18 protein-coding genes are annotated in these 19,098 nt (G+C 65.9%); 4 read left to right on the plus strand and 14 right to left on the minus strand.

Going from position 1 to position 19,098, the window contains the following annotated elements; genetic code table 11:
* Positions 1-49: 49 nt before the first annotated feature.
* The 4 genes from ABHR75_RS03720 to ABHR75_RS03735 all read left to right on the plus strand — a co-directional run bounded on the left by ABHR75_RS03720 (position 50) and on the right by ABHR75_RS03735 (position 5,333).
* Entirely contained in the window at positions 50-1,783 is a 1,734-nt protein-coding gene (locus tag ABHR75_RS03720) for a L,D-transpeptidase (protein ID WP_346963664.1), read from the plus strand.
* 132 nt (positions 1,784-1,915) lie between these two features.
* The gene (locus ABHR75_RS03725) at positions 1,916-3,349 is read left to right on the plus strand and encodes an efflux RND transporter periplasmic adaptor subunit (protein ID WP_346963665.1); all 1,434 of its coding nucleotides are present in this window, start codon (positions 1,916-1,918) and stop codon (positions 3,347-3,349) included.
* Entirely contained in the window at positions 3,349-4,122 is a 774-nt protein-coding gene (locus ABHR75_RS03730; RefSeq protein ID WP_346963666.1) for an ABC transporter ATP-binding protein, read from the plus strand. Before ABHR75_RS03725 ends, ABHR75_RS03730 begins: the two co-directional genes overlap by 1 nt.
* Positions 4,119-5,333, plus strand: coding sequence for an ABC transporter permease (locus ABHR75_RS03735; RefSeq protein WP_346963667.1), 1,215 nt, complete (start codon positions 4,119-4,121; stop codon positions 5,331-5,333). Before ABHR75_RS03730 ends, ABHR75_RS03735 begins: the two co-directional genes overlap by 4 nt.
* A 211-nt stretch (positions 5,334-5,544) precedes the next feature.
* Here ABHR75_RS03735 and cobK read toward each other — a convergent pair whose 3' ends face one another.
* From cobK to ABHR75_RS03805, 14 genes are all read right to left on the minus strand, one after another.
* Positions 5,545-6,318, minus strand: coding sequence for a precorrin-6A reductase (cobK, locus tag ABHR75_RS03740; protein ID WP_346963668.1), 774 nt, complete (start codon positions 6,316-6,318; stop codon positions 5,545-5,547).
* The gene (locus tag ABHR75_RS03745) at positions 6,315-6,956 is read right to left on the minus strand and encodes a precorrin-8X methylmutase (protein ID WP_346963669.1); all 642 of its coding nucleotides are present in this window, start codon (positions 6,954-6,956) and stop codon (positions 6,315-6,317) included. The genes cobK and ABHR75_RS03745 overlap by 4 nt, the downstream gene beginning before the upstream one ends.
* Entirely contained in the window at positions 6,957-7,472 is a 516-nt protein-coding gene (locus tag ABHR75_RS03750; RefSeq protein WP_117839768.1) for a cob(I)yrinic acid a,c-diamide adenosyltransferase, read from the minus strand.
* Positions 7,469-8,968, minus strand: coding sequence for a cobyric acid synthase (locus ABHR75_RS03755; RefSeq protein WP_346963670.1), 1,500 nt, complete (start codon positions 8,966-8,968; stop codon positions 7,469-7,471). The genes ABHR75_RS03750 and ABHR75_RS03755 overlap by 4 nt, the downstream gene beginning before the upstream one ends.
* On the minus strand, positions 8,961-10,184 hold the full coding sequence (locus tag ABHR75_RS03760; protein ID WP_346963671.1) for a pyridoxal phosphate-dependent aminotransferase: 1,224 nt from the start codon (positions 10,182-10,184) through the stop codon (positions 8,961-8,963). Before ABHR75_RS03760 ends, ABHR75_RS03755 begins: the two co-directional genes overlap by 8 nt.
* Positions 10,181-11,155: an adenosylcobinamide-phosphate synthase CbiB gene (gene cbiB, locus ABHR75_RS03765; protein ID WP_346963681.1), complete on the minus strand. Its 975-nt coding sequence runs from the start codon at positions 11,153-11,155 to the stop codon at positions 10,181-10,183. Before cbiB ends, ABHR75_RS03760 begins: the two co-directional genes overlap by 4 nt.
* Entirely contained in the window at positions 11,155-12,156 is a 1,002-nt protein-coding gene (locus tag ABHR75_RS03770; protein WP_346963672.1) for a histidine phosphatase family protein, read from the minus strand. Before ABHR75_RS03770 ends, cbiB begins: the two co-directional genes overlap by 1 nt.
* Positions 12,153-12,920: an adenosylcobinamide-GDP ribazoletransferase gene (gene cobS / locus ABHR75_RS03775; RefSeq protein ID WP_346963673.1), complete on the minus strand. Its 768-nt coding sequence runs from the start codon at positions 12,918-12,920 to the stop codon at positions 12,153-12,155. The genes ABHR75_RS03770 and cobS overlap by 4 nt, the downstream gene beginning before the upstream one ends.
* Positions 12,917-13,465, minus strand: coding sequence for a bifunctional adenosylcobinamide kinase/adenosylcobinamide-phosphate guanylyltransferase (locus tag ABHR75_RS03780; protein WP_346963674.1), 549 nt, complete (start codon positions 13,463-13,465; stop codon positions 12,917-12,919). Before ABHR75_RS03780 ends, cobS begins: the two co-directional genes overlap by 4 nt.
* A complete protein-coding gene (gene cobT, locus ABHR75_RS03785) occupies positions 13,462-14,604 on the minus strand; it encodes a nicotinate-nucleotide--dimethylbenzimidazole phosphoribosyltransferase (RefSeq protein ID WP_346963675.1) in 1,143 nt (380 codons plus the stop codon). Before cobT ends, ABHR75_RS03780 begins: the two co-directional genes overlap by 4 nt.
* Positions 14,597-15,979: a cobyrinic acid a,c-diamide synthase CobB gene (locus tag ABHR75_RS03790; protein ID WP_346963676.1), complete on the minus strand. Its 1,383-nt coding sequence runs from the start codon at positions 15,977-15,979 to the stop codon at positions 14,597-14,599. Before ABHR75_RS03790 ends, cobT begins: the two co-directional genes overlap by 8 nt.
* Positions 15,976-17,232, minus strand: a complete 1,257-nt coding sequence (cbiE, locus tag ABHR75_RS03795) for a precorrin-6y C5,15-methyltransferase (decarboxylating) subunit CbiE (protein WP_346963677.1) — start codon at positions 17,230-17,232, stop codon at positions 15,976-15,978. The genes ABHR75_RS03790 and cbiE overlap by 4 nt, the downstream gene beginning before the upstream one ends.
* A complete protein-coding gene (cobJ, locus tag ABHR75_RS03800) occupies positions 17,220-17,963 on the minus strand; it encodes a precorrin-3B C(17)-methyltransferase (RefSeq protein ID WP_346963678.1) in 744 nt (247 codons plus the stop codon). Before cobJ ends, cbiE begins: the two co-directional genes overlap by 13 nt.
* The coding region (locus ABHR75_RS03805; protein WP_346963679.1) for a cobalt-precorrin 5A hydrolase at positions 17,963-19,098 on the minus strand (1,136 nt) is incomplete at its 5' end. The genes ABHR75_RS03805 and cobJ, both read right to left, overlap by 1 nt.

Consider the following 19,098-nt stretch of genomic DNA (forward strand, 5'->3'; position numbering starts at 1 on the left):
AGTAAAAACACGATGAACCGCAAGGCGAAAATCGAAGGATATGCATACGATGTCGCAAAACGATCGAACTCAACTGATTCCCGATCCGCAGCAGCCGAGCAGGCACACCGGCGGCGTTCAGTCGCCGCGTCCTATCGCGCCGAGCCACGGTCAGCAGCGTAGTGCAGCAAACGCTTCCCAACGCCCGAACCAACAGCGACAGCAGCGTCAACAACGTCAGCAGCGCCAGGCAAACGGCAATGCGCCCAAGCAGCCCCCGACGAACGCTCGAGGCGATCGTGGCCCCGCGCGCAAGTCCGCCGGCAACAATAAGTCGGGCAAAAAGACGACGCTCTTTGTCGTCCTGGGTCTAATCGTCATTGTCTATATCGTAGGCATCGTAGCGTTTTCGCAGCTAGCATACCCCAACACCACCATTGCCGGCGTCGACGTCTCGTTCTCCAACGCTTCGTCTGCCGCCACCAAGGTCAACTCGGCATGGAAGCACTATAAGCTCACCGTGACAGGCGATGACTTTAGCTGGTCCTATCAGCCCGAGTCCGATGAACCCATCGTCGACGGTGAAGCTGCCGCAAAAGAGATCATCAGCCACAACGAAGCCTTTGTATGGCCGGTCCGCCTTGTGGAATCCTTAAGCGGCAAGACCAAAACAACCGCTATCACCAAAGAAGTCGATCTTGATCAAGACGTCGACCTGTCCATGCTCTCCGATACCTTTGACCAAAAGAAGTTTGAGAAGGATCTGGGCGCCGCCATCGACGAGTTTAACGAAGGACGTTCGAGCACGTTCGAGGCCAATAGCTCCTATGACGAGCAGGCCGGCAAGTTTACCGTCGAGAAGGCGCGCTCCAACGAAAAACTCAACCGCGAGCATGTCATTAAATATGCCGAGCTCGAGCTCGCCTCGCTGGCCGAGACCGTAGATCTTTCCAAGCTCGGCAACGATGCCTATGAGCCGCTCAATGGAACGCTGACCGATGATCAGATTCAGGCCGCATGCGATGCCGCCAACAACTTCTTGGGCGTCAACGTGACCCTCAAGCTCAACGGCGAGGATGCCGGAAAGGTCGACGGCAGCTCCGTGCTGCAGTGGATCAGCTTTGCCGATCCGGCCAACCCCACGCTCGATACGTCGCAGATCAGCAGCTGGGCAGCCGAGCTCGCCAATGGCTTTAATACCGTTGGCTCCACTCGCTGGTGGACGCGCGCCGATGGCAAGCAGTGCGCCGTCGAAGGCGGCGACTTTGGTTGGTCCATCGACAGCAGCTCGCTCGCCAAGCAGGTCGAGGACGCCATTAACAACAAGCAGACCTGCGAGATCGAGATCAAGTACTCCCAGAAGGCCGACACCTTTACCGCAAAGGGAGAGCCCGACTGGAAGGCATACATCGATGTCGATCTGTCCGAGCAGCACGCGCGCTACTACGACGAGAACGGTAATATCGTTTGGGAGGCCAACTTTATTTCCGGCAAACCGGGCGAAGACGCCACCCCCGAAGGCGTGTGGCAGATCAACAGCAACGACGGCGGCAGCACCCTGATCGGAGCCAAGGACCCCGAGACCGGTAAGCCCAAATACGAGAGCCCGGTGAGCTACTGGATGCCGTTTGAGGGCAACATGATCGGCTTCCACGACGCCACCTGGCAAAACGACAAGAGCTTCGATAATGCCGAGTCGTACAAGTGGTGCGGCAGCCACGGTTGCATCAACCTGCGCCTGGCAGACGCCAAGGCACTTCACGACTGCATCAAAGTCGGCCTGTGCGTGGTTGTCCACTCGTAGTGCAACGCGCGCATTCCTACAACGTGGAACCGCTGCGACCAATCTAACAGTTCCGAAAGAAACCGTCCCATGCGCCCGCCCCAACCGGTGGGCGTATATACTTAACGAGGTTCTTTCTATAAAGGAGACGCTATGCCGAATGTCCCCACGATCACACCGGGCCCGGATGATACCGAGAACACGCCCGAAGGTGCCACCGAAACGATTCCTCTGATTACACACGTACATGCCGACAAGCAGAACGGACGCACGAACGATGCGGCCGAGATTTCCGATGAAGAGGCATATGCCAAGCTCAAGGCAAAACGTGCCGAACGTCGACGCAAAAAGCTGATTCGACGCGGTATTGCCGCCGGCGTCGTGGGCGCCATCGCGCTCATTGCCATTGTCGCAACCCTTGTTATCAATGCGCAGCCACAGGGCGCTAGCGGGCCTGTGACCGACATGGTGACCGAGGGCACATTTACCACAACGGTCGAGGCGAAAGGCCAGCTCAAACCCATTTCGTCCTCAGTGGTCTCCCCTTCTGTCGACGGCACGGTCGATTCAATCAACGTGCAGGCAGGCCAATCCGTCAACGAGGGCGACGTGCTTATGACCATTAAAAACGACGAGCTCGATCGCAACGTTGCCGAGGCGCAGCGTGCAGTTACAGCCGCTCAAGAAGACCTCGCCAACGCGCAGAAAGCCGCAGCCGCCGCGCAGGCCACCCCAACGACGGACGTCGATGGAGCTTCCGCAGCGGCTGGCTCCCCCGCAGCATCAGCGGACACGAACGCCGTATCGGCCGCGCAGCGTAGCCTCGCATCAGCCCAGGCAAACCTCGATCAGGCGAACGCCAAGGCCGCCAGCCGTACGGTCACGGCCCCAAGCTCGGGCAGCATCGTGGAGCTCAACGCCAAGGTAGGCGCCACGGTAACAGGCGGCATGATCATGGGCGAAAGCGATACGAGCGGCGGCAAGCAGTGCATGCAGATCGCCGACCTATCCAAGATGAAGGTGACCGTGCAGGTGGGCGAAAAGGACATCGCCAAGATCGCCGTTGGGCAGAACGCCAACGTCACGTATCCCGCGTTTCCGGATATCGTGAGCCAGGGAACGGTCACGGCCATCGCCTCGGTGGCAAACTCCGACTCCAACTATGGCAGCAGCAGCGTAACCTTTAACGTCGACATCCTCATCGAGGCGCCCGACGCGCGCCTGAAGCCGGGCATGACGGCCGAGGTCTCGGTGGTGACCGAGCAGCTCGACGATGTGGTGATGGTGCCGACGATGGCGCTCATGACCGAAGACGGCGAACACTATTATGTCAACGTGGCAACCGATGACGAGGGCAAGCAGACCCGCCGCGTGAAGGTGACCGTCGTGACGCAAAACGACAACGAAGCCGTAGTCGGCAAGACACAGGTCAAGCGCGACGACCAGGGCAACGAGATTAACCCCAACGTGCCGGTTACCAAGCTGCGCGATGGCGACACCCTCGTCATGGACACCGGAGCGGACGCAACGGCTGACGGCGGCTATAGCACGGATTCGGGCAGCATGTCTGCCGACGAGGGTATGTAATGCGCCCCGTCATCGACATTCGCAACGTGCACCGCATCTTTGAGAGCGAGGCAGGTTGCGCCCACATCCTGCACAACGTGAGCCTGGCGGTAAATCCCGGCGAATTCGTCGCTATCACTGGCCCCTCGGGCTCGGGCAAATCAACGCTCATGAACATCCTGGGCTGCCTGGATAAGCCGACGGCGGGCGACTATTACCTGCAAGGGCTCAACGTGGCCGAGCTCGATGATGACGAGCTCACCGAAGTTCGCGCCCTGAGCATTGGCTTTGTCTTTCAGAGCTTCAACCTGCTGCCGCGCCTAACGGTCATCGAAAACGTGATGCTGCCGCTGGCCTACACCAATGTGCCCCGTAGCCAGCGCGAGATGCGCGCCGTCCACGCGCTGCAGGCCGTCACGCTACCGGTCGACCACTGGGACCACCGCATATCCGAGCTCTCGGGCGGCCAGATGCAGCGTGTCGCCATCGCGCGCGCCCTCGTTAATGACCCGCCCATCATTTTGGCTGACGAACCGACGGGAAACCTGGACTCCGCCACTGGAGCGCTTGTAATGGAGACCTTCCATAAGCTCCAGAAGCGCGGCAAAACCATCGTTCTTATCACACACGACCCCGGAATCGCCGCCGAGGCCGACCGTGCCGTGACCATCCGCGACGGTCGCATTCACGACGGCGCGTATATTCCACATGCACCGCGGACCCTGCGCAGCGCCGTAGATAGCCTGCCCATACTTTCCGCCTCCGCCAACCCGCCGAAAGGAGTGGTGGCATGAGCGCCCGCGATCTCATCCAGGAAGCCCTTCACTCGCTCGAGGCCAACAAGGGGCGAAGCCTGCTCACCATCCTGGGCATTGTCATCGGCATCGCCTCGGTTATCGCCATGACTTCGCTCATCGGCGGCATCCAAAACAGCCTGGTCAACAGTCTGGGCCTCAATGCGGCACGCATGGTGCAAATCTATTCGTCGCAAGAACTCACCGAGTCGGACATCGAGAAGCTTCAAAAACTGGTGCCGCAGATTGAGCAGATCGGCATTGTCGACAGCGCGTATACCGAGTACAAGACCGGCGATAAAAGCCATACCGTCATGGCACAGGGTGTCGATAGCAACATGCTCGACGCCGTGGGGGCCAGCAAGCTCGTTGCGGGGCGCACCTATTCCCAGGCCGAATCCCAATCAGGCTCGCGCGTGGCGCTCATCAGCCGCGGCGGCGCCGATCAGCTTTACGGCAACGAACAGGATGCGCTGGGGAAAACCATCAAGGTGTCCAACGGCGAGGTGCAGATTGTAGGCGTGATTGATGGCGGCAGCGACTCCATGGGCTCGCTCACGCTGTATATGCCACGCGAAACTATCTCCGGACTGTTTGGCGACGAGAATCCTTCATTCCCCAGCGTGACGGCACTTGCCGCCGAGGGCACGGACATGGATGAGCTCTGCAAAACCATCGAGTCCAAGGTGCGCGCGATGAAGGGCATCGAGGAGGAGGATGGGTACGACAGTGTATCGGCGACATCCATGAAAAGCGCCATCGATGCACTCAACTCCTTTATGGGCGCGTTCTCACTCATCATGGGCGCTGTCGCCAGCATCTCGCTGCTTGTCGGCGGTATCGGCATTATGAATATGATGCTCACCAACGTGACTGAGCGCATCCGCGAGATCGGTATTCGCCGTGCCCTGGGCGCCAGTCGTCGCGATATCACCGCGCAGTTTTTAGCCGAGTCTTCGGCATTGTGCATCACCGGCGGTCTGCTGGGTGTCCTGATTGGCTATCTGCTGGCCTGGGCTCTTGCGATGTTTGCCGCAGGATCAGGGGTTCTCGGCGAGCTCGGTGCCAGCGGGCAAATCACACCGAGCTTTTCAATCGCCACGGTGCTGCTGGCCTTCGCCGTCTCCGTCGGCATCGGAGTAATCTTTGGCTTCTACCCCGCTCGCCGCGCGGCAAAACTCGACCCGGTGGAGTGCCTACGCTACCAGTAAGCCACCACCAACAAGTTGCGGTGAATTAGGGACTGAATATGCTATCAAGCAGCAAAAACAGACACTATTTCACCGCAACTTATTGAAGGGCTGCTTGCGCCAGTTCCGGGCTTCGTCCTCGAGCTATTGGCGGATGACGGGCTTGTACGGGTCGAGCTTGCTCAAGGCGATCCTCCTCGCGGGCGGAAGGGCGCGCAGGGGCGGTGAGCGCCTAGCGCGCGAACTCCCGTAAGAGCGCGTCTTCCACTTCCCGAAGCGAAAGGGCCCCGCCTCCCTCGGCGGGACGGGTGACCACGATGCAGCGCGCTCCCACGTCGCGCGCGGCGGCGAGCTTCTCGGCCGTGCCGCCTACGGTTCCCGAGTCCTTGGTCACAAGCCACTGGGCGCCCACCTGCCGAAGCATCGCCTCGTTGAGCTCGCGGGTGAAGGGCCCCTGCATGCCGATGACGTGCGACGGCGAAAACCCCGCGTCGATGCACTTCGTTATAGCACCGGGCAGCGGGAGCACACGCACGAAGAAGCGCTCCGCGAAATCGGCGACGCGCGTGTAGGGAGCAAGCTCCTTGCTCCCCGTCGTGAGAAGCGCGCGACCCGGGTTCTCGGAGAGAAAGCGCGCCGCGCAGGCGATCGACGCGACCGACACGACGCCTTTGGGTATCGCCTCAGCCGGGCGCGCAAGGCGCAGGCATCGTGCACCCACGGCGAGCGAAGCGGCCCGGATGTTGCCGCTTGCGAGCGTAGCGAAGGGGTGCGTGGCGTCGACGACGATGTGCGCGCCGGAAAGCTCGCGCTCCATGTCGGCCTCGTCGAGCCTGCTCGCATGCACCTCGATGCCCGGAAGCTCGCCCAAAAGCTCACCTCCGTACTCGGTTGCCGCGTAGGCACGGGCGGGGATGCCCGCCTCGCTCGCCCATTCGCACAGAAGGCGGCCCTCGGTGGTGCCGGCGAAGATGCGCAGCGCCGGCGCGGATACGGGCGCCGTCACTTCGGACCGCCTGGGCGCGTGATCTGGTAGAGCAGCGCGTTCATAATGGCGGCCGCCACGGTCGAGCCGCCCTTGCGACCCCTCGCGACGATGGCCGGCACGCGTCGCGCGAGTAGCTCCTCTTTCGCCTCGACCACGTTCACAAACCCGACCGGCACCCCAATGACGAGCGCGGGCGCGATCTTCCCCGCGTCCATGAGCTCGGCGAGGCGCAGAAGTGCCGTGGGGGCGTTGCCGACGGCCACGATGAGCGGACCCTCGATGCCGCAAGCTTTGTCCATGCTCGCAACGGCGCGAGTCGTGCCCGCGGCGCGCGCAGCCGCGGCGACATCAGGGTCGGCCATGTAGCACACGGCCTGGCAGCCGATCTTAGCGAGCGCGGGCTTGCTTATGCCTGCGAGCGCCATGTTCGTGTCGGTGAGCACCGTGGCCCCTGCGCGCAGTGCGTCGAGCGCACAGTGCGCGGCGTCATGGGTGAACACGAGGGAATCGGCGTACGAGAAGTCAGCAGTGGTGTGGATGACGCGCTTCACGACGGGCTCTTCGAGCGGCGGGAACGTGCGGCCGCCGAGCTCTTCGGTGATGATCTCGAAGCTGCGCCGCTCGATGTCGCCGGGCGCCATCTCCTTGGAATCCATCTAGTACTCCACTCCTTCCCTTGCACATATCCCCTGCTCGTAGGGGTGTTTCTCGCACCGCATCTCGGTTATGTAGTCGGCCTTCTCCACGATCTTGCGGGAAGGCGCGCGCCCGGTGAGCGCTACTTCGACGCCGCGCGCGGACATATCGAGCGCGCGGTCCACGAGCGCCTCGTCGACAAGCCCCTTCGAAAGCGCGTCGAGCGCCTCGTCGAGCACGAGCAGCCCCTCCTGCGCGCCCTCGAGCTCGGCGAGCGCGGAAGCGAGGTTCCCATCGTGCAGCTCGCGCGTCGCGGCAAGTTCTTCCGACGTCATGGACCAGGTAAACTTGTCCGACGCCTTCCCCGCGAACACGGGCACGCCGAAATGCTCGGCGAGCAGGCGCACCTCCCCGCTTTCGCCGTCTTTCAGGAACTGCACGACGACGACGCGGCGGCCTGCGGCGAGCATGCGAAGGGCGAGGCCCATCGCCGCCGTGGTCTTGCCTTTGCCGTCGCCATGATACACGTGGATCATACGCCCTCCTCGATAATGCGGTAGACATACTCCATGTCGAGCGCCCCGCGCACGGAGTCGGCCAGGCGGTCGAACTCGCGCGCACGGTGATCGGCCGCGGACACCGCGCCCTCAGCACCCACGACGCTCTCGGGCAGGCCGCGCATGCGCGCGAGCGAGCGTGCGAGGGCGAGCGCCACCCCCGGTTCGTCGAACAGGCCGTGGAGATAGGTTCCGAACACGTTTCCGCAGGCCGCGCCTTCTGGTTTGCCGCCAATCGTGCCCGCAGGGGCGCAGAAGACGGTCGTTACGCCGTCGTGAATCTCGTACCCGCGCGCCGTCATGCCGTTCCACACCGAGAACGCGCCTTGGGCGCCCGTGATGCGCAGCTCCGACTGGGCGAGGCGCTTTTCCTCCTTGAACACCGTACTTGCAGGGATGAGCCCGAGCCCGCGCGCGGTGCCAGCGCCTTCCCTGCCATGCGGGTCGGAAAGCTCGTCTCCCAAAAGCTGGTAGCCTCCGCATATGCCGAGCACCGGCGTGCCCGCGCCCGAAAGCGCGCGTACACAGGCTCCGATGCCGCTAGCCGCAAGCCAGCGCGCGTCGTCGAGCGTGGCCTTCGAGCCGGGGAGCACCACCAGGTCGGGTCGGCCCAGATCGGTCGTAGAGAAAACGTAGCGCACGCCCACGCCGGGCACGCGCGAAAGCGGGTCGAAGTCGGTGAAGTTCGACAGATGCGGAAGGCGCACGACGGCGACGTCGATGACGCCGCGCGCCTCGCGGGCAGTTAGGCGCGGCGCGAGCGAGTCCTCGTCGTCCAGGTCGAGCGTAAGATACGGCACGACCCCCACGACGGGAACCCCGCACATCTTCTCGAGCGGAGCCAAACCCGGGCGCAGGATTTCCACATCGCCGCGGAACTTGTTTACCACAAGCCCCCGCAAAAGCGCGCGATCCTCGGGCGCAAGGAGCGCGACCGTGCCGTAGAGCTGGGCAAACACCCCGCCTGGGTCGATGTCGCCCGCGAGCAGCACGGGGGAGGACACGGCGCGCGCGAGCCCCATGTTGACGATGTCGTTTTCGGCAAGGTTGATTTCGACGGGGCTGCCGGCGCCCTCGATGACGATGACGTCGTTTTCCTCCGCGAGCGAATCGAACGCCTCCAAAATCTGCGGCATGAGCGCCTTCTTTCGCGCGAAGTAGTCCCTCGCGGCGAAGGCTCCCTGCGCCTCGCCGGCCACGATGAGCTGGCTTCGGTGATCGCTTTCGGGCTTGAGCAGGATGGGGTTCATGCGCACGTCGGGCGCGATGCCGCACGCCTCGGCCTGCATGATCTGGGCGCGCCCCATCTCGAGCCCGTCGGCCGTGACACCGCTGTTGAGCGCCATATTCTGGCTCTTGAAGGGAGCCACGCGCAGGCCGTCCTGCGAAAGCACACGGCACAGCCCCGCCGCAAGCAGGCTCTTCCCCGCGTTCGACATGGTGCCCTGGATCATGATGGGCTTCGCCCTATCCACGGGTATCGACCTCCTTCGCCGAGCCTCGGCCATCCGCGCCCGCCATAGCGCCGCTGCAAGAAGCGCCGCCCCGTTCGTCGGGTACGTCTTCGCCCGATGCGCCTTCCGCCCGAAGCGCGCGGCTGAACGCCATCGCAAGCCGGGCGTTCTCCTTGCGCGTGCGCACCGCGACGCGGCACCAGAAACGGGACAGTACCGAAAACGAGTCGCACGTGCGGACCAAAACCCCCTGTTTATACAGACGCTCGGGGATGTCTTTCGCCGGCGTGCGGACTAAAAGGAAGTTCGCATCCGACGGCACGACGGATAGCCCGAGTGAGGAGAGCTCGTGGGAAAGCCACGCTCGCTCGTCCGCCAATACATCGCGCGTGCGCGAGACGTATTCGACGTCTTCCAGGGCGGCGATGCCCGCGGCCTCCGCGACCGAGGAGACGGGCCACGCCTGCCCCGCCCGGCGAATCCCCTCGATGAGTTGGGCGTTTCCGCTGATCAGATATCCCAACCGCAACCCCGCCATTCCGTAGAGCTTGGTAAACGCGGAGAGCACGGCCGCATGGCGCGAACACGCGGCGCGTGCGGCCACGCTCCTTTCGCGGGCGTCGGGCGCAAATCCGAGGAAGCACTCGTCCAGGACGAGCAGCGCGCCCACCTGCTCGCAGCGGCATGCCGCGGCATCGATCACGCGGGGGTCGACGAGGCGCCCCGTCGGGTTGTTCGGATTGCAGAGGTATGCCACGTCTCCCGGCCCCTCGATCGCGCGGGCGAAGGAGGCGGGCACGTCGAAGTCGTCCGCTTCGGAGAGCGGGAACTCCTGCACGCATGCGCCGTAGTACGATGCCGCCTCCGCATATTCAGAGAACGTCGGCGCACACACGACGATGCGTTTCGGGCGCACCGCCGCGGCGAGCCGCCAGATGATGTCGGACGCGCCCGCGCCGCAGACGATAGTATCTTCGGGAATGCCCTGGGCGCGCGCTAGGGCGCGAACGAGGGCGAGGCTTTCCCTATCGGGGTAGGCGTCGATTCGAGAAAGCGCCTTGCAAGCTGCGGCGACGGCGCGCGGCGAGGGGCCTGCCGGATTCACGTTCACCGAGAAGTCAATGAGGTCGGAGGCGCCCCCTTCGCAAGCGATGCCGAGCGATTGCGCGCTGCCCCCATGCGTACGGGCGCGAAGGATTCCCACGGCAGTCCGGGACGCAGTGTGGTCTTCCCTCATGCCATCGCCCCCACGGCGAGCACGACCGCCGCGCGTGCGGCGCCGAAGACGACGAGCGCGCATACGGACGCGGCGAGCATGAGCCTTGTCGCCCGGGCGATGTCGCCCCACTCGATTTCGCGGGACGCGTCGCCTATCGTCGGTTTCTCAACGAGCTTGCCGAAATACACCGCGGGTCCTGCCAGGCGCAGCCCGAGCGCGCCTGCACACGCTGACTCGGTCTGCGCCGCGTTCGGGCTCGCATGGCGACGCCTGTCGCGGCGCCAGATGCGCGCCGCCCCGCGCGCGTCGAGCCCGACGATCGGGCACACGGCGATCATGAGCAGGGCCGATAAGCGCGAGGGAATCCAGTTAACCGCATCGTCGAGGCGCGCCGAGGCGCAGCCGAAGTCGATGTAGCGCTCGTTTTTGTAGCCCACCATGCTGTCGAGCGTGTTCACCGCCTTGTACGCCATGCCCAAGGGCGCACCCCCGATCATAAGGTAGAAAAGCGGCGCGATGACGCCGTCGCTCGCGTTCTCCGCCACCGTTTCCACGGCGGCGCGCGCAACGCCCTGCTCGTCGAGAACAGACGTGTCGCGTCCCACGATGAGTCCGACGGCTTCGCGCGCCGCGACAAGGCCGCCCTTCGAGAACGCGCGGGCCACGGCCAGGCTCTGGCGGCGCAGCTCGCATGCCGCGAGAATCTGATAGCTCGCCCATGCCTCGGCCACAAAGCGCAAGCCGGGGTGAACCATGCCGCAAAGATGCAGGATTCCCCAGGTCAATAGCCCACACGCAAGCGGAAGCGCCACGGCGAGCACAAGCCCTGCGACGCGCGTGCCCGCAGACGTTTGCGGGAATGCGCGCCGCAGGCGGCATTCGGCCCGCGTGATCGCGCGCCCCATGGCGACGACGGGATGGGGAAGCCAGCGCGGGTCGCCGAAGGCAAGGTCGGCCGCGAACCCGGCGGCGACGGCAAGAATCGTCATCACCGGGCATCGCCCCCCGAAGCGGGGCGAACGTCGCGAAGGCAGCGCCCATCCCAGGTGGCGGCCCATGCGCCGCCCGGCTCGGTATGCACGTCGAAATATCCCATTTTCGGGACAGCTAGCTCGGAGAGCAGCGCTTTCACGGTACCCGCGTGAACGACGAAGACGGCGCGCCCACTCCCCTGGGCGCGCTCAGATTCGCACGCCTCCCGAAACGCCGCGACGACGCGGCGGGTGAAATCGCTCTTGCCCTCGCCATGCGGGCAGCGCGTCTCGCACCAGGAGTCTACCCAGGCGCGGTAGCGCACATCCTCTTTAAGCTCGGCAGCGCTTCGCCCCTCGAAGTCACCGAAATCCATCTCGCGCAGACCGGGGCACGGCATAAGCTCCGCGTTCGGGAAGAGGATGCGCGCCGTCTGGTCGGTGCGGGCCATGCCGCTCGTGATAACACGGAACACGTCACGATCGCACACGAGGTCGCGCAAAGCGCGCTCGCCCGCGATCGACAGGGGCTCGTCGGTGCCCGCCCCGCTGTAGCGATGGTCTTCCGTGCCCGCCGTGGCACCATGGCGCACGAAGACGACTTCCAAAGGCGCGCCCGCGCCCTGCGTCCCTCGAGGCGCATCGTCAAGGTTTCCTTTGATGACCTGGGGTATCCCGCACGTCATGCGCACGACGACGTCGGCGCGCGCAGCGAGCGCGCATCCCAGGCGCCCCGCGCGCTCGCGCCATTGGGCGTCTTCCGCGCGCATGGGGACGACCCCCGAGCCGACCAAGGGCAAAATCACTACGTCGAAGCCGATCAGCCGCTCGAGCGCCCGGTCAGCGTCGAGCGCGCGTACGAGTTCCTCAGCACGGTACGCGACACGGCCGGCAAAAGCCGCGGGCACGCCGCCCTCCGCAAGCTGCGCCGCGTCGACGAAATCGTCCGCCGCGAACCCGAGCTTTTCGCGCACGAAGGTCCTCTTCCCCGAATGCGCGCCACCTACCACGAGAATCATAGGAGCATGCCCCCCGCCACCAGCATGGCAAGCATCGCGAGCTCGGCCCATTGCAGAAACCATCCGGCCAAATCACCCGTCACCCCGCCGAAGCGGGACAGGGCAACATGGCGGTACCACGCGAGCACCAAAAGCCCCGCCACCGCTATAAGGGCGCCGACGGCCTGAGCGCACACGACCATCCCTGCAGCCGAAGCAGCAGCGAAAGCGCAAAGCGGCACGACGATCTCCGCGCGCTTCTTCGCAGGCGAGAGCCCCGCGGCCATGCCGTCCGCCCGCGCGGCAGGCCAGCATTCTACGGCGAGCCCCGAAAGCGCGCGGGAGAACACGAGCGAGCACAGAAGCGCGAGGAACGCCCCCGCCGTAAGCGGCAGCGCGGTGAACAGGGAAAACTGCAGAATAAGGTACACAACAACACCGATGACCCCAAAGGCGCCCGCCCGCGGGTCGTGCATGATCTCGAGCTTTCGCTCGCGCGGGGCCCAACTTGCAAGCGCATCGGAGGTGTCGCAGAGCCCGTCTAGGTGGATGCCTCCCGTCACCGCCACAGGCAGCGCCACGAGCACGGCCGCGACGATGGTCGCGGGCACGCCGAGCAGGTTCGCAACGTGTCCCCACGCCGTCATGAGGAAGCCTTCCGCAAGGCCCACCAGGGGAAACGCGGCAAGCGCATGGGTTGACCCGAAATCGGTCCAGGCCGATTTCGGGACGGGGATGCGCGAGAACGTTCCGAACGCCGCGCCGATTGCCTCTGCTATCTTCACCTTGTAGGTCCTTCGCCTGTCATCCACACGGGAATCCCGCATACCACTTCGACTGCGCGGTCGGCCAGCACCGCCACGCCCGCATTCACGCGCGCGAGCGCGCGCCTCCATGCCTCGGTCCCCTCATCGTAGCGCATCCCATCGGCGAACACGTCGACGGAGACCACCACCGTATACGCAGCGGCCTGAGCGAGCCGTTCGATGCCTCCGAGCACCTCGCGCGCCGCAGCGTCGGGGTCACGTGGGGACAAGCCGCCTTCCGCGAAGAGCTCGTTCGCAACCAGGTTGCCCACGTCCTCCAAAAGAAGCGTGCAGCCGCACGGAAGCCCGGGCACTGCGGCGCCCACGTCACGCGTGCGCTCGAGGGTGGAAAACCCCTCGCCCTCGCGCATCGCCCGATGGCGCGCGATGCGGCGGGTGCCCTCTTCCCCGAAGGGCTCCATCGTTGCCAGGTACACGCGGGGGCCGTCGTGCCCGAGACACAGGGACTCGGCATAGGCGCTCTTGCCGCTCGCGGCGGCGCCGATAACGAACGTCACCGTCATTTCCCGGCCTCGAAATGCTCGTAAGCAGCCATGCCAGTCGCCGTGAACGTCTTCCCATCCCGGTACACGCGCAGCGCCGAATCCAGAAGGGGCAGATACGCCATGGCGCCCGCGCCCTCGCCCAAGTGCATGCCTGCGTCGAGGGGTGCCTTTATGCCGAGCTCGCGAAGGAGCTCCTGGCTTGCGGGTTCACTTGATGCGTGGGTGCCCACGAGGTAGCCCAAGGCGTTGGGGCAAAGACGCGCTGCGCACAGGGCCGCCGTGCAGGATATGACCCCGTCGAGGAGCGCCGGCGCCTTCGAGGCCGCGGCCCCCAGGTAGAAACCGCACATCGCCGCGATGTCGAAGCCGCCCACCTTCGAGAGCACGTCGATCGGGTCGGCAGGATCGGGCGAGTTCGCGTCGATAGCGCGCTCGACCACGTCGCGCTTGCGCGCGAGCGAGGCGTCCGAGAGCCCCGCGCCGCGCCCGACGAGGCTCCGCGCGTCCGCCCGGATGAGCACTGCGGCCACCGCCGCCGAGGTGGTCGTGTTGCCGATGCCCATCTCGCCCGCGGCGAGAAGGCGCACGCCGGCGCGGACAAGCCCGCACGCGACGGCGATACCGACATCGATCGCGCGCACGGCCTCATCGCGAGACATAGCGGAGCCGTGCGCGATGTTGCCGCTCCCCCGCCGTACGTTCGCGCGCACCATGCGCGCGTCTTCTATGCCCCGGGCCATACCCACGTCGACGGGCACGACCTCGGCACCCGCGAACGCCGCCATGCGACAGGCGCTCGTGGCCCCCTCGCACATGTTGCGCGCGACGGCTCGCGTCACGTCTTGCCCGCTTTGCGACACGCCTTCGGCAACGACCCCGTTGTCGGAGAAGAATACCGCGAGCGCACGGGGAAACTCGGCAACCTCGGCGCTCCCCTGAGCTGCGGCGATACACGCGACGGCGTCTTCAAAGTCGCCCAATCCCCCCAAGGGGTGCGCGATGGAGTCCCACGCGGCGTACGCGGCGGCGCGGGCGCACTCGTCTGCGGGCGCGATGCGGGAGAGCGCGGCTTCGAGCACGGCGCCCGGCGCCGACGAGAACGCGCGCTCGACTTCCTCGCGGATGCTGGCAAGCGCGGTTTCGGTTGCTTCAGCCATGCCGTCTCCTCTCTGCGAACGACGCTGCGGCAGACGCGAACGCGCGCGCAACGTCGGGGTTCGCAGGATAGTACACATGCGGGAAGCCCGCAACCAGGGACGGGGTGGTCGTCATGCACGGCCAGCCCTTGTCGCGCCGGGGCTTCTGCGCCCAGAAGTCGCCGCCCGGGCAGGTGGACTGCCAGTAGTGGAACTCGTGCGCGCGGATGCGTGTGCTGCACGGCCCGTAGAGCCCGTCGCGTTGGGAAGTGAGCTCCACGTACCCGAAATGGGACAGCCTTCCCCCGTTCTCGCTTGCGCCCTCAAGGGCGCCCGCAACAGGCCAGCGCCGCCCCTCGCTATCGGAGATTTCGCGCTGCAGGTACAGAAACCCACCGCATTCGGCGACCGTCGGCATGCCGGATTCAACCGCGCGCCGCATCGCCTCGCGCATCGGCGCGTTCTCGGAGAGCTGCCGCGCATGGAGCTCCGGGTAGCCGCCCCCCAGATAGAGGGCGCTTGTCCCCCGGGGCAACTCGCTATCACACAGGGGGCTGAAAAAGGCCAGCTCGCAACCCAGGTCCTCGAGCGCGCGCAGGTTCTCCTCGTAGTAGAACGAGAACGCCTCGTCACGCGCGACGGCGACGATGGGCCGCGCTCCCGCGATCGACTCCAACCGGTAAGGATCCTCGCGGATATCGGGTGCCGTCGCCGCTATTTCGAGCAAGCGGTCGACGTCGACGCTCTTTTCCACCAGCTCGGCCATCTTGTCGATGCGCGCGGAGAGCTGCTCGACCTCGTCGGCGGTCACAAGCCCCAGATGCCGGCTTTCGAGCGAGAACGCCTCGTCGGCGGGGATATTACCCAAAACCGCGACGCCCGTGTGCTTCTCGATCGCAGGCTTCGCGTAGGCGCAGGCAGCGGCGCTCGTCTTGTTCAGCACGACGCCGCGCACGTTCGCACAAGGCAGGAACTCGGCGATGCCGCGGATTACGGCGGCGAGCGATAAAGACGCCCCGCGCCCGTTCACCACTAAAACGACAGGCGTTTCCGTGTCGCGCGCAACCTGGTAGCTGCTCGCGTCGGCCACGCCGGGCGCCATGCCGTCGTAGAAGCCCATGACCCCCTCGAGCACCGCGACATCCGCGCCCGCGGCGCCGCGTACGAGCAGGGCGCGCAGCGTCGGGGCGTCGGTGAAGAAGCCGTCTAAGTTGCCCGAGCGCGCACCCACGACGCGGCGATGAAAGAGCGGGTCAATGTAGTCGGGGCCGCATTTGAAGGCCGCGCATGCAAGACCGCGGCGCGCGAGCGCGCGCAGGAGCGCGCACGTTACGACCGTCTTGCCGCTCCCGCTCGAGGGCGCAGCGACCATGAAGCGCGGGATGGACGTGCTCACCGGGCGCCGCCTTCCCCACCTGCACCACGCGCGCTGACGAGGAACACAGGGTTTTGCGCTTTCATAAGATGGTGCGAGCCTACAGCCTCGGCGCGGGCGGCCGACACCTGGCACGCCTCGAACCCCTTAAAGCGCGAACCCGAGAGGAGCGCGCACGCCTCGGTGAGCGTCTCAACGGTAACGCATGGCACGCACAGGCGAACCTGCGAGTTCTTCTCGAGCGCCGCCTCCACGATGGAGGGAAGCTCGCCCGCGCTCCCGCCGACGAACACGGCGTCGGGGACGGGCAGTTTCGCGAGCGCTTCGGGGGCGACACCGGGGACCGCATGCACGTTGCCGCACCCGAATGCATCCGCGTTCTCTCGGATGAGCCGCACGCCGGCCGCGTTGCGCTCGACCGCCCATACCGACCCCGCTCGCGCGACGAGCGCCGCCTCGATCGACACGCTCCCCGTGCCGGCTCCGACGTCCCACACGGTGTCGGTAGCGGTAAGGCGCAGCTTCGCGAGCGCGACGGCGCGCACCTCCTGCTTGGTCATGGGAACGTCGCCGCGGATGAAGAGCTCGTCGGGAATGCCCGAGGAAGCGTACGGCCAGCGTGAGTTCGCAGGCGACCCGGCGCCGCCTGCGAACTCGATAAGCATCACGTTCAAGTCGTCGAACGTCTGACCTGCGATTTCACTTGCGGTCGCACAGGTGATGCGCTCGTCGGGGTACGACAGGCGCTCGGCCACCGTCACGCGCGCGTCCCCGAAGCCCGCCTGCACAAGCTCGCCCGAAAGCCGCGAGGGGTCTTCCCCGCCCGACGTGACGAGGAAGAGCTCACCTGTGCGCTCGGCCTCGGCCACGATGTCGCACGCCACGCCGTGAGCACTCGCGAAGCGCCAATCCTGCCATGGACGCGCGAGGCGCGCGGCGAGATACGACGTTGAGCTTATGCCGGGAATGATGCGCACGTCCACCCGCGCGTCGCCGGAGAGCGCCTCCACCAGGCGGCGCGCGCCGCTGAACAGCCCCACATCGCCCGTCATCACGACCACGGCGCGCTGCCACGACGCCGCATCGGTGAGCGCGGCGACGATGTCCGCCGTCTTCACGAGCTCGCATCTCACCACGTCGTGCGGCACGTCGATGCCGGCAAGCGCGCGATGAGCGCCGATGACCACGTCGGCGATGTCGATCGCGTCGAGCGCCGCGCGCGAGAGCAAGTCGGGGTTTCCGGGCCCCGCCCCGATGATCGTTACCTTTCGCATGGAATCTCCCGATAGCCGCGCGGCGTGACCATACGGCCGCCTACGCGCTTCGTGCCCGCGTTGCCGACGAACACGGTGGTGAACATGTCGGCATCGAGCTCCCCCAGCTCGGAGAGCCTGCACATTCCCGACTGCTGCCCCTCGCGCCCGATGTTGCGAACCCAGCCGCAGAGCGTGTCGGGGGCCTTCCATTCGAGCATAATCTTCGCCGAGCGCGAGAGCCTGTCGGCGCGCTTTCTGCTGCGCGGGTTGTACAAGCAGATGCAGAAGTCGGCGCTCGCCACGGCGGCGAGCCTGCGCTCGATGACCTCCCACGGTGTGAGCAGGTCGGAGAGCGACACGACCGCGAAGTCGTGGGCAAGCGGGGCGCCGAGCACCGCCGACCCGCTCTGAGCCGCGGTGGCCCCGGCGATAACTTCCACGTCTACATCGGGGTAGTCCTCCGCAAGCTCCAGCACGGGGCTCGCCATGCCGTACACGCCCGCGTCACCGCTGCACACGAGCGCCACGGCTTCTCCGCTCTGCGCGCGCGAAAGCGCCAGGCGGCACCGTTCGACCTCGTGCATCATCGGCGTCGCGAGATGCGCCGCGTCGGGCACGGCGGCGAGCGCGAGCTCCACGTATTTCGTGTACCCCACAACGATGTCGGCCGCCTCGAGCGCGCGCCGAGCCGCAATCGTCATGCCGTCGGGGCCGCCCGGGCCAATCCCCACCACGAAGATCTTTCCCATCACCGCTCCTTAAACGAAAGTTCGATAGTTGCCTTGGAAAACGCGACGGTCACGCCGCCGTGAGCGAGCTTCGGGAAGATAAGTTTGCCCCCGCCCACGAGCGCCGCGCGCTCGCACACGTTGTCGACCCCCACCGTCGCGCGCACGAAATCAGATGGCGAAACGCTGCCTTCGACCTGCGACAACTCCTTTGCGGAATACGTCGCAAGCGGGATATTGCGCGCGCGGCAGAAGGCGAGCAGACCCTCCTCGTGCGCCTTCACGTCGATCGTCGCCGCCTCGCGGACGGCCGAAGGCGAGATGCCCGCCTGCCCGCACGCGAGAAGAAACGCCTCCCCGATCGCTTCGGCGCACGCACCGCGACGGCACCCTATGCCCGCAACGATGCAGGGCACGACAAGGCGAAGCGGCTCGGTCGCAGGCGCCTGCGCCCGCACGCCCGCCGGCTTCCCCGTCTCACCGGCGGGCACGACCACGCCCGTTGTCTCCGCCGCGCAAACGGACGCACCCGCATTCGCGCCAGCGAACGGCGACACGACGATATCGGCCCGAGCGCGGTCGGACGCAATGTCAACCCCCTCAGGCGGCTGTCCCGAAATCGGCATGTCGGAATAGAGCGCCACGCGCCCGCCCGAAAGCAGCCGCGCCGACACTCGCTTGATGGCCTCGGGATTCGAAACGGCGAGCCCCGCACGGCGCGCCCACGTATCCACCGCCCACACGCCGCGGACGTCGGTCGCCGTGGTGATGACGGGAATGGCCCCTGCCACGCGTGCCACAGTTTGCGCCAGCTCGTTCGCACCGCCCAAATGCCCCGACAAAAGCGGGACGGCAAAGCGCCCCGCCTCGTCGATCGCCACAACCGCGGAATCGCTTGCCTTCGAGGCGACATGCGGCGCGATAGCCCGCACGGCGATGCCCGCCGCGCCCACGAACAGAAGCGCGTCCGACGCTTCCCACGCGAGCGCCGTCCATGCGCGCAGGTCGACCTTCCCCTCGCCGAACCCGCGCGAAACGGAAACGTCCCAGCCAGGGTCATCTTCACCTGTCTGCGCGCAATCGGAAAGCGCGCGTGCGATGCGCTCCGCCAACGCATGCCCCCTCTCAGTGAACGCTATGCAGGAAACCCTCATCT

Origin of the sequence: Collinsella aerofaciens (assembly GCF_039752955.1) — a bacterium.
In the GTDB taxonomy this organism is placed as follows: Bacteria; Actinomycetota; Coriobacteriia; order Coriobacteriales; family Coriobacteriaceae; genus Collinsella; species Collinsella aerofaciens_BI.

Bases quoted from the DNA above. Each gene is read 5' to 3' on its own strand.
- ABHR75_RS03720 (WP_346963664.1), top strand. From the start codon at position 50: ATGTCGCAAAACGATCGAACTCAACTGATTCCCGATCCGCAGCAGCCG.
- cobJ (WP_346963678.1), bottom strand. From the start codon at position 17,963: ATGGGAAAGATCTTCGTGGTGGGGATTGGCCCGGGCGGCCCCGACGGC.
- ABHR75_RS03750 (WP_117839768.1), bottom strand. From the start codon at position 7,472: ATGATCCACGTGTATCATGGCGACGGCAAAGGCAAGACCACGGCGGCG.
- ABHR75_RS03730 (WP_346963666.1), top strand. From the start codon at position 3,349: ATGCGCCCCGTCATCGACATTCGCAACGTGCACCGCATCTTTGAGAGC.
- ABHR75_RS03725 (WP_346963665.1), top strand. From the start codon at position 1,916: ATGCCGAATGTCCCCACGATCACACCGGGCCCGGATGATACCGAGAAC.
- cbiB (WP_346963681.1), bottom strand. From the start codon at position 11,155: ATGACGATTCTTGCCGTCGCCGCCGGGTTCGCGGCCGACCTTGCCTTC.
- cbiE (WP_346963677.1), bottom strand. From the start codon at position 17,232: ATGCGAAAGGTAACGATCATCGGGGCGGGGCCCGGAAACCCCGACTTG.
- ABHR75_RS03745 (WP_346963669.1), bottom strand. From the start codon at position 6,956: ATGGATTCCAAGGAGATGGCGCCCGGCGACATCGAGCGGCGCAGCTTC.
- ABHR75_RS03735 (WP_346963667.1), top strand. From the start codon at position 4,119: ATGAGCGCCCGCGATCTCATCCAGGAAGCCCTTCACTCGCTCGAGGCC.
- ABHR75_RS03770 (WP_346963672.1), bottom strand. From the start codon at position 12,156: ATGATTCTCGTGGTAGGTGGCGCGCATTCGGGGAAGAGGACCTTCGTG.
- ABHR75_RS03780 (WP_346963674.1), bottom strand. From the start codon at position 13,465: ATGACGGTGACGTTCGTTATCGGCGCCGCCGCGAGCGGCAAGAGCGCC.
- ABHR75_RS03760 (WP_346963671.1), bottom strand. From the start codon at position 10,184: ATGAGGGAAGACCACACTGCGTCCCGGACTGCCGTGGGAATCCTTCGC.
- cobT (WP_346963675.1), bottom strand. From the start codon at position 14,604: ATGGCTGAAGCAACCGAAACCGCGCTTGCCAGCATCCGCGAGGAAGTC.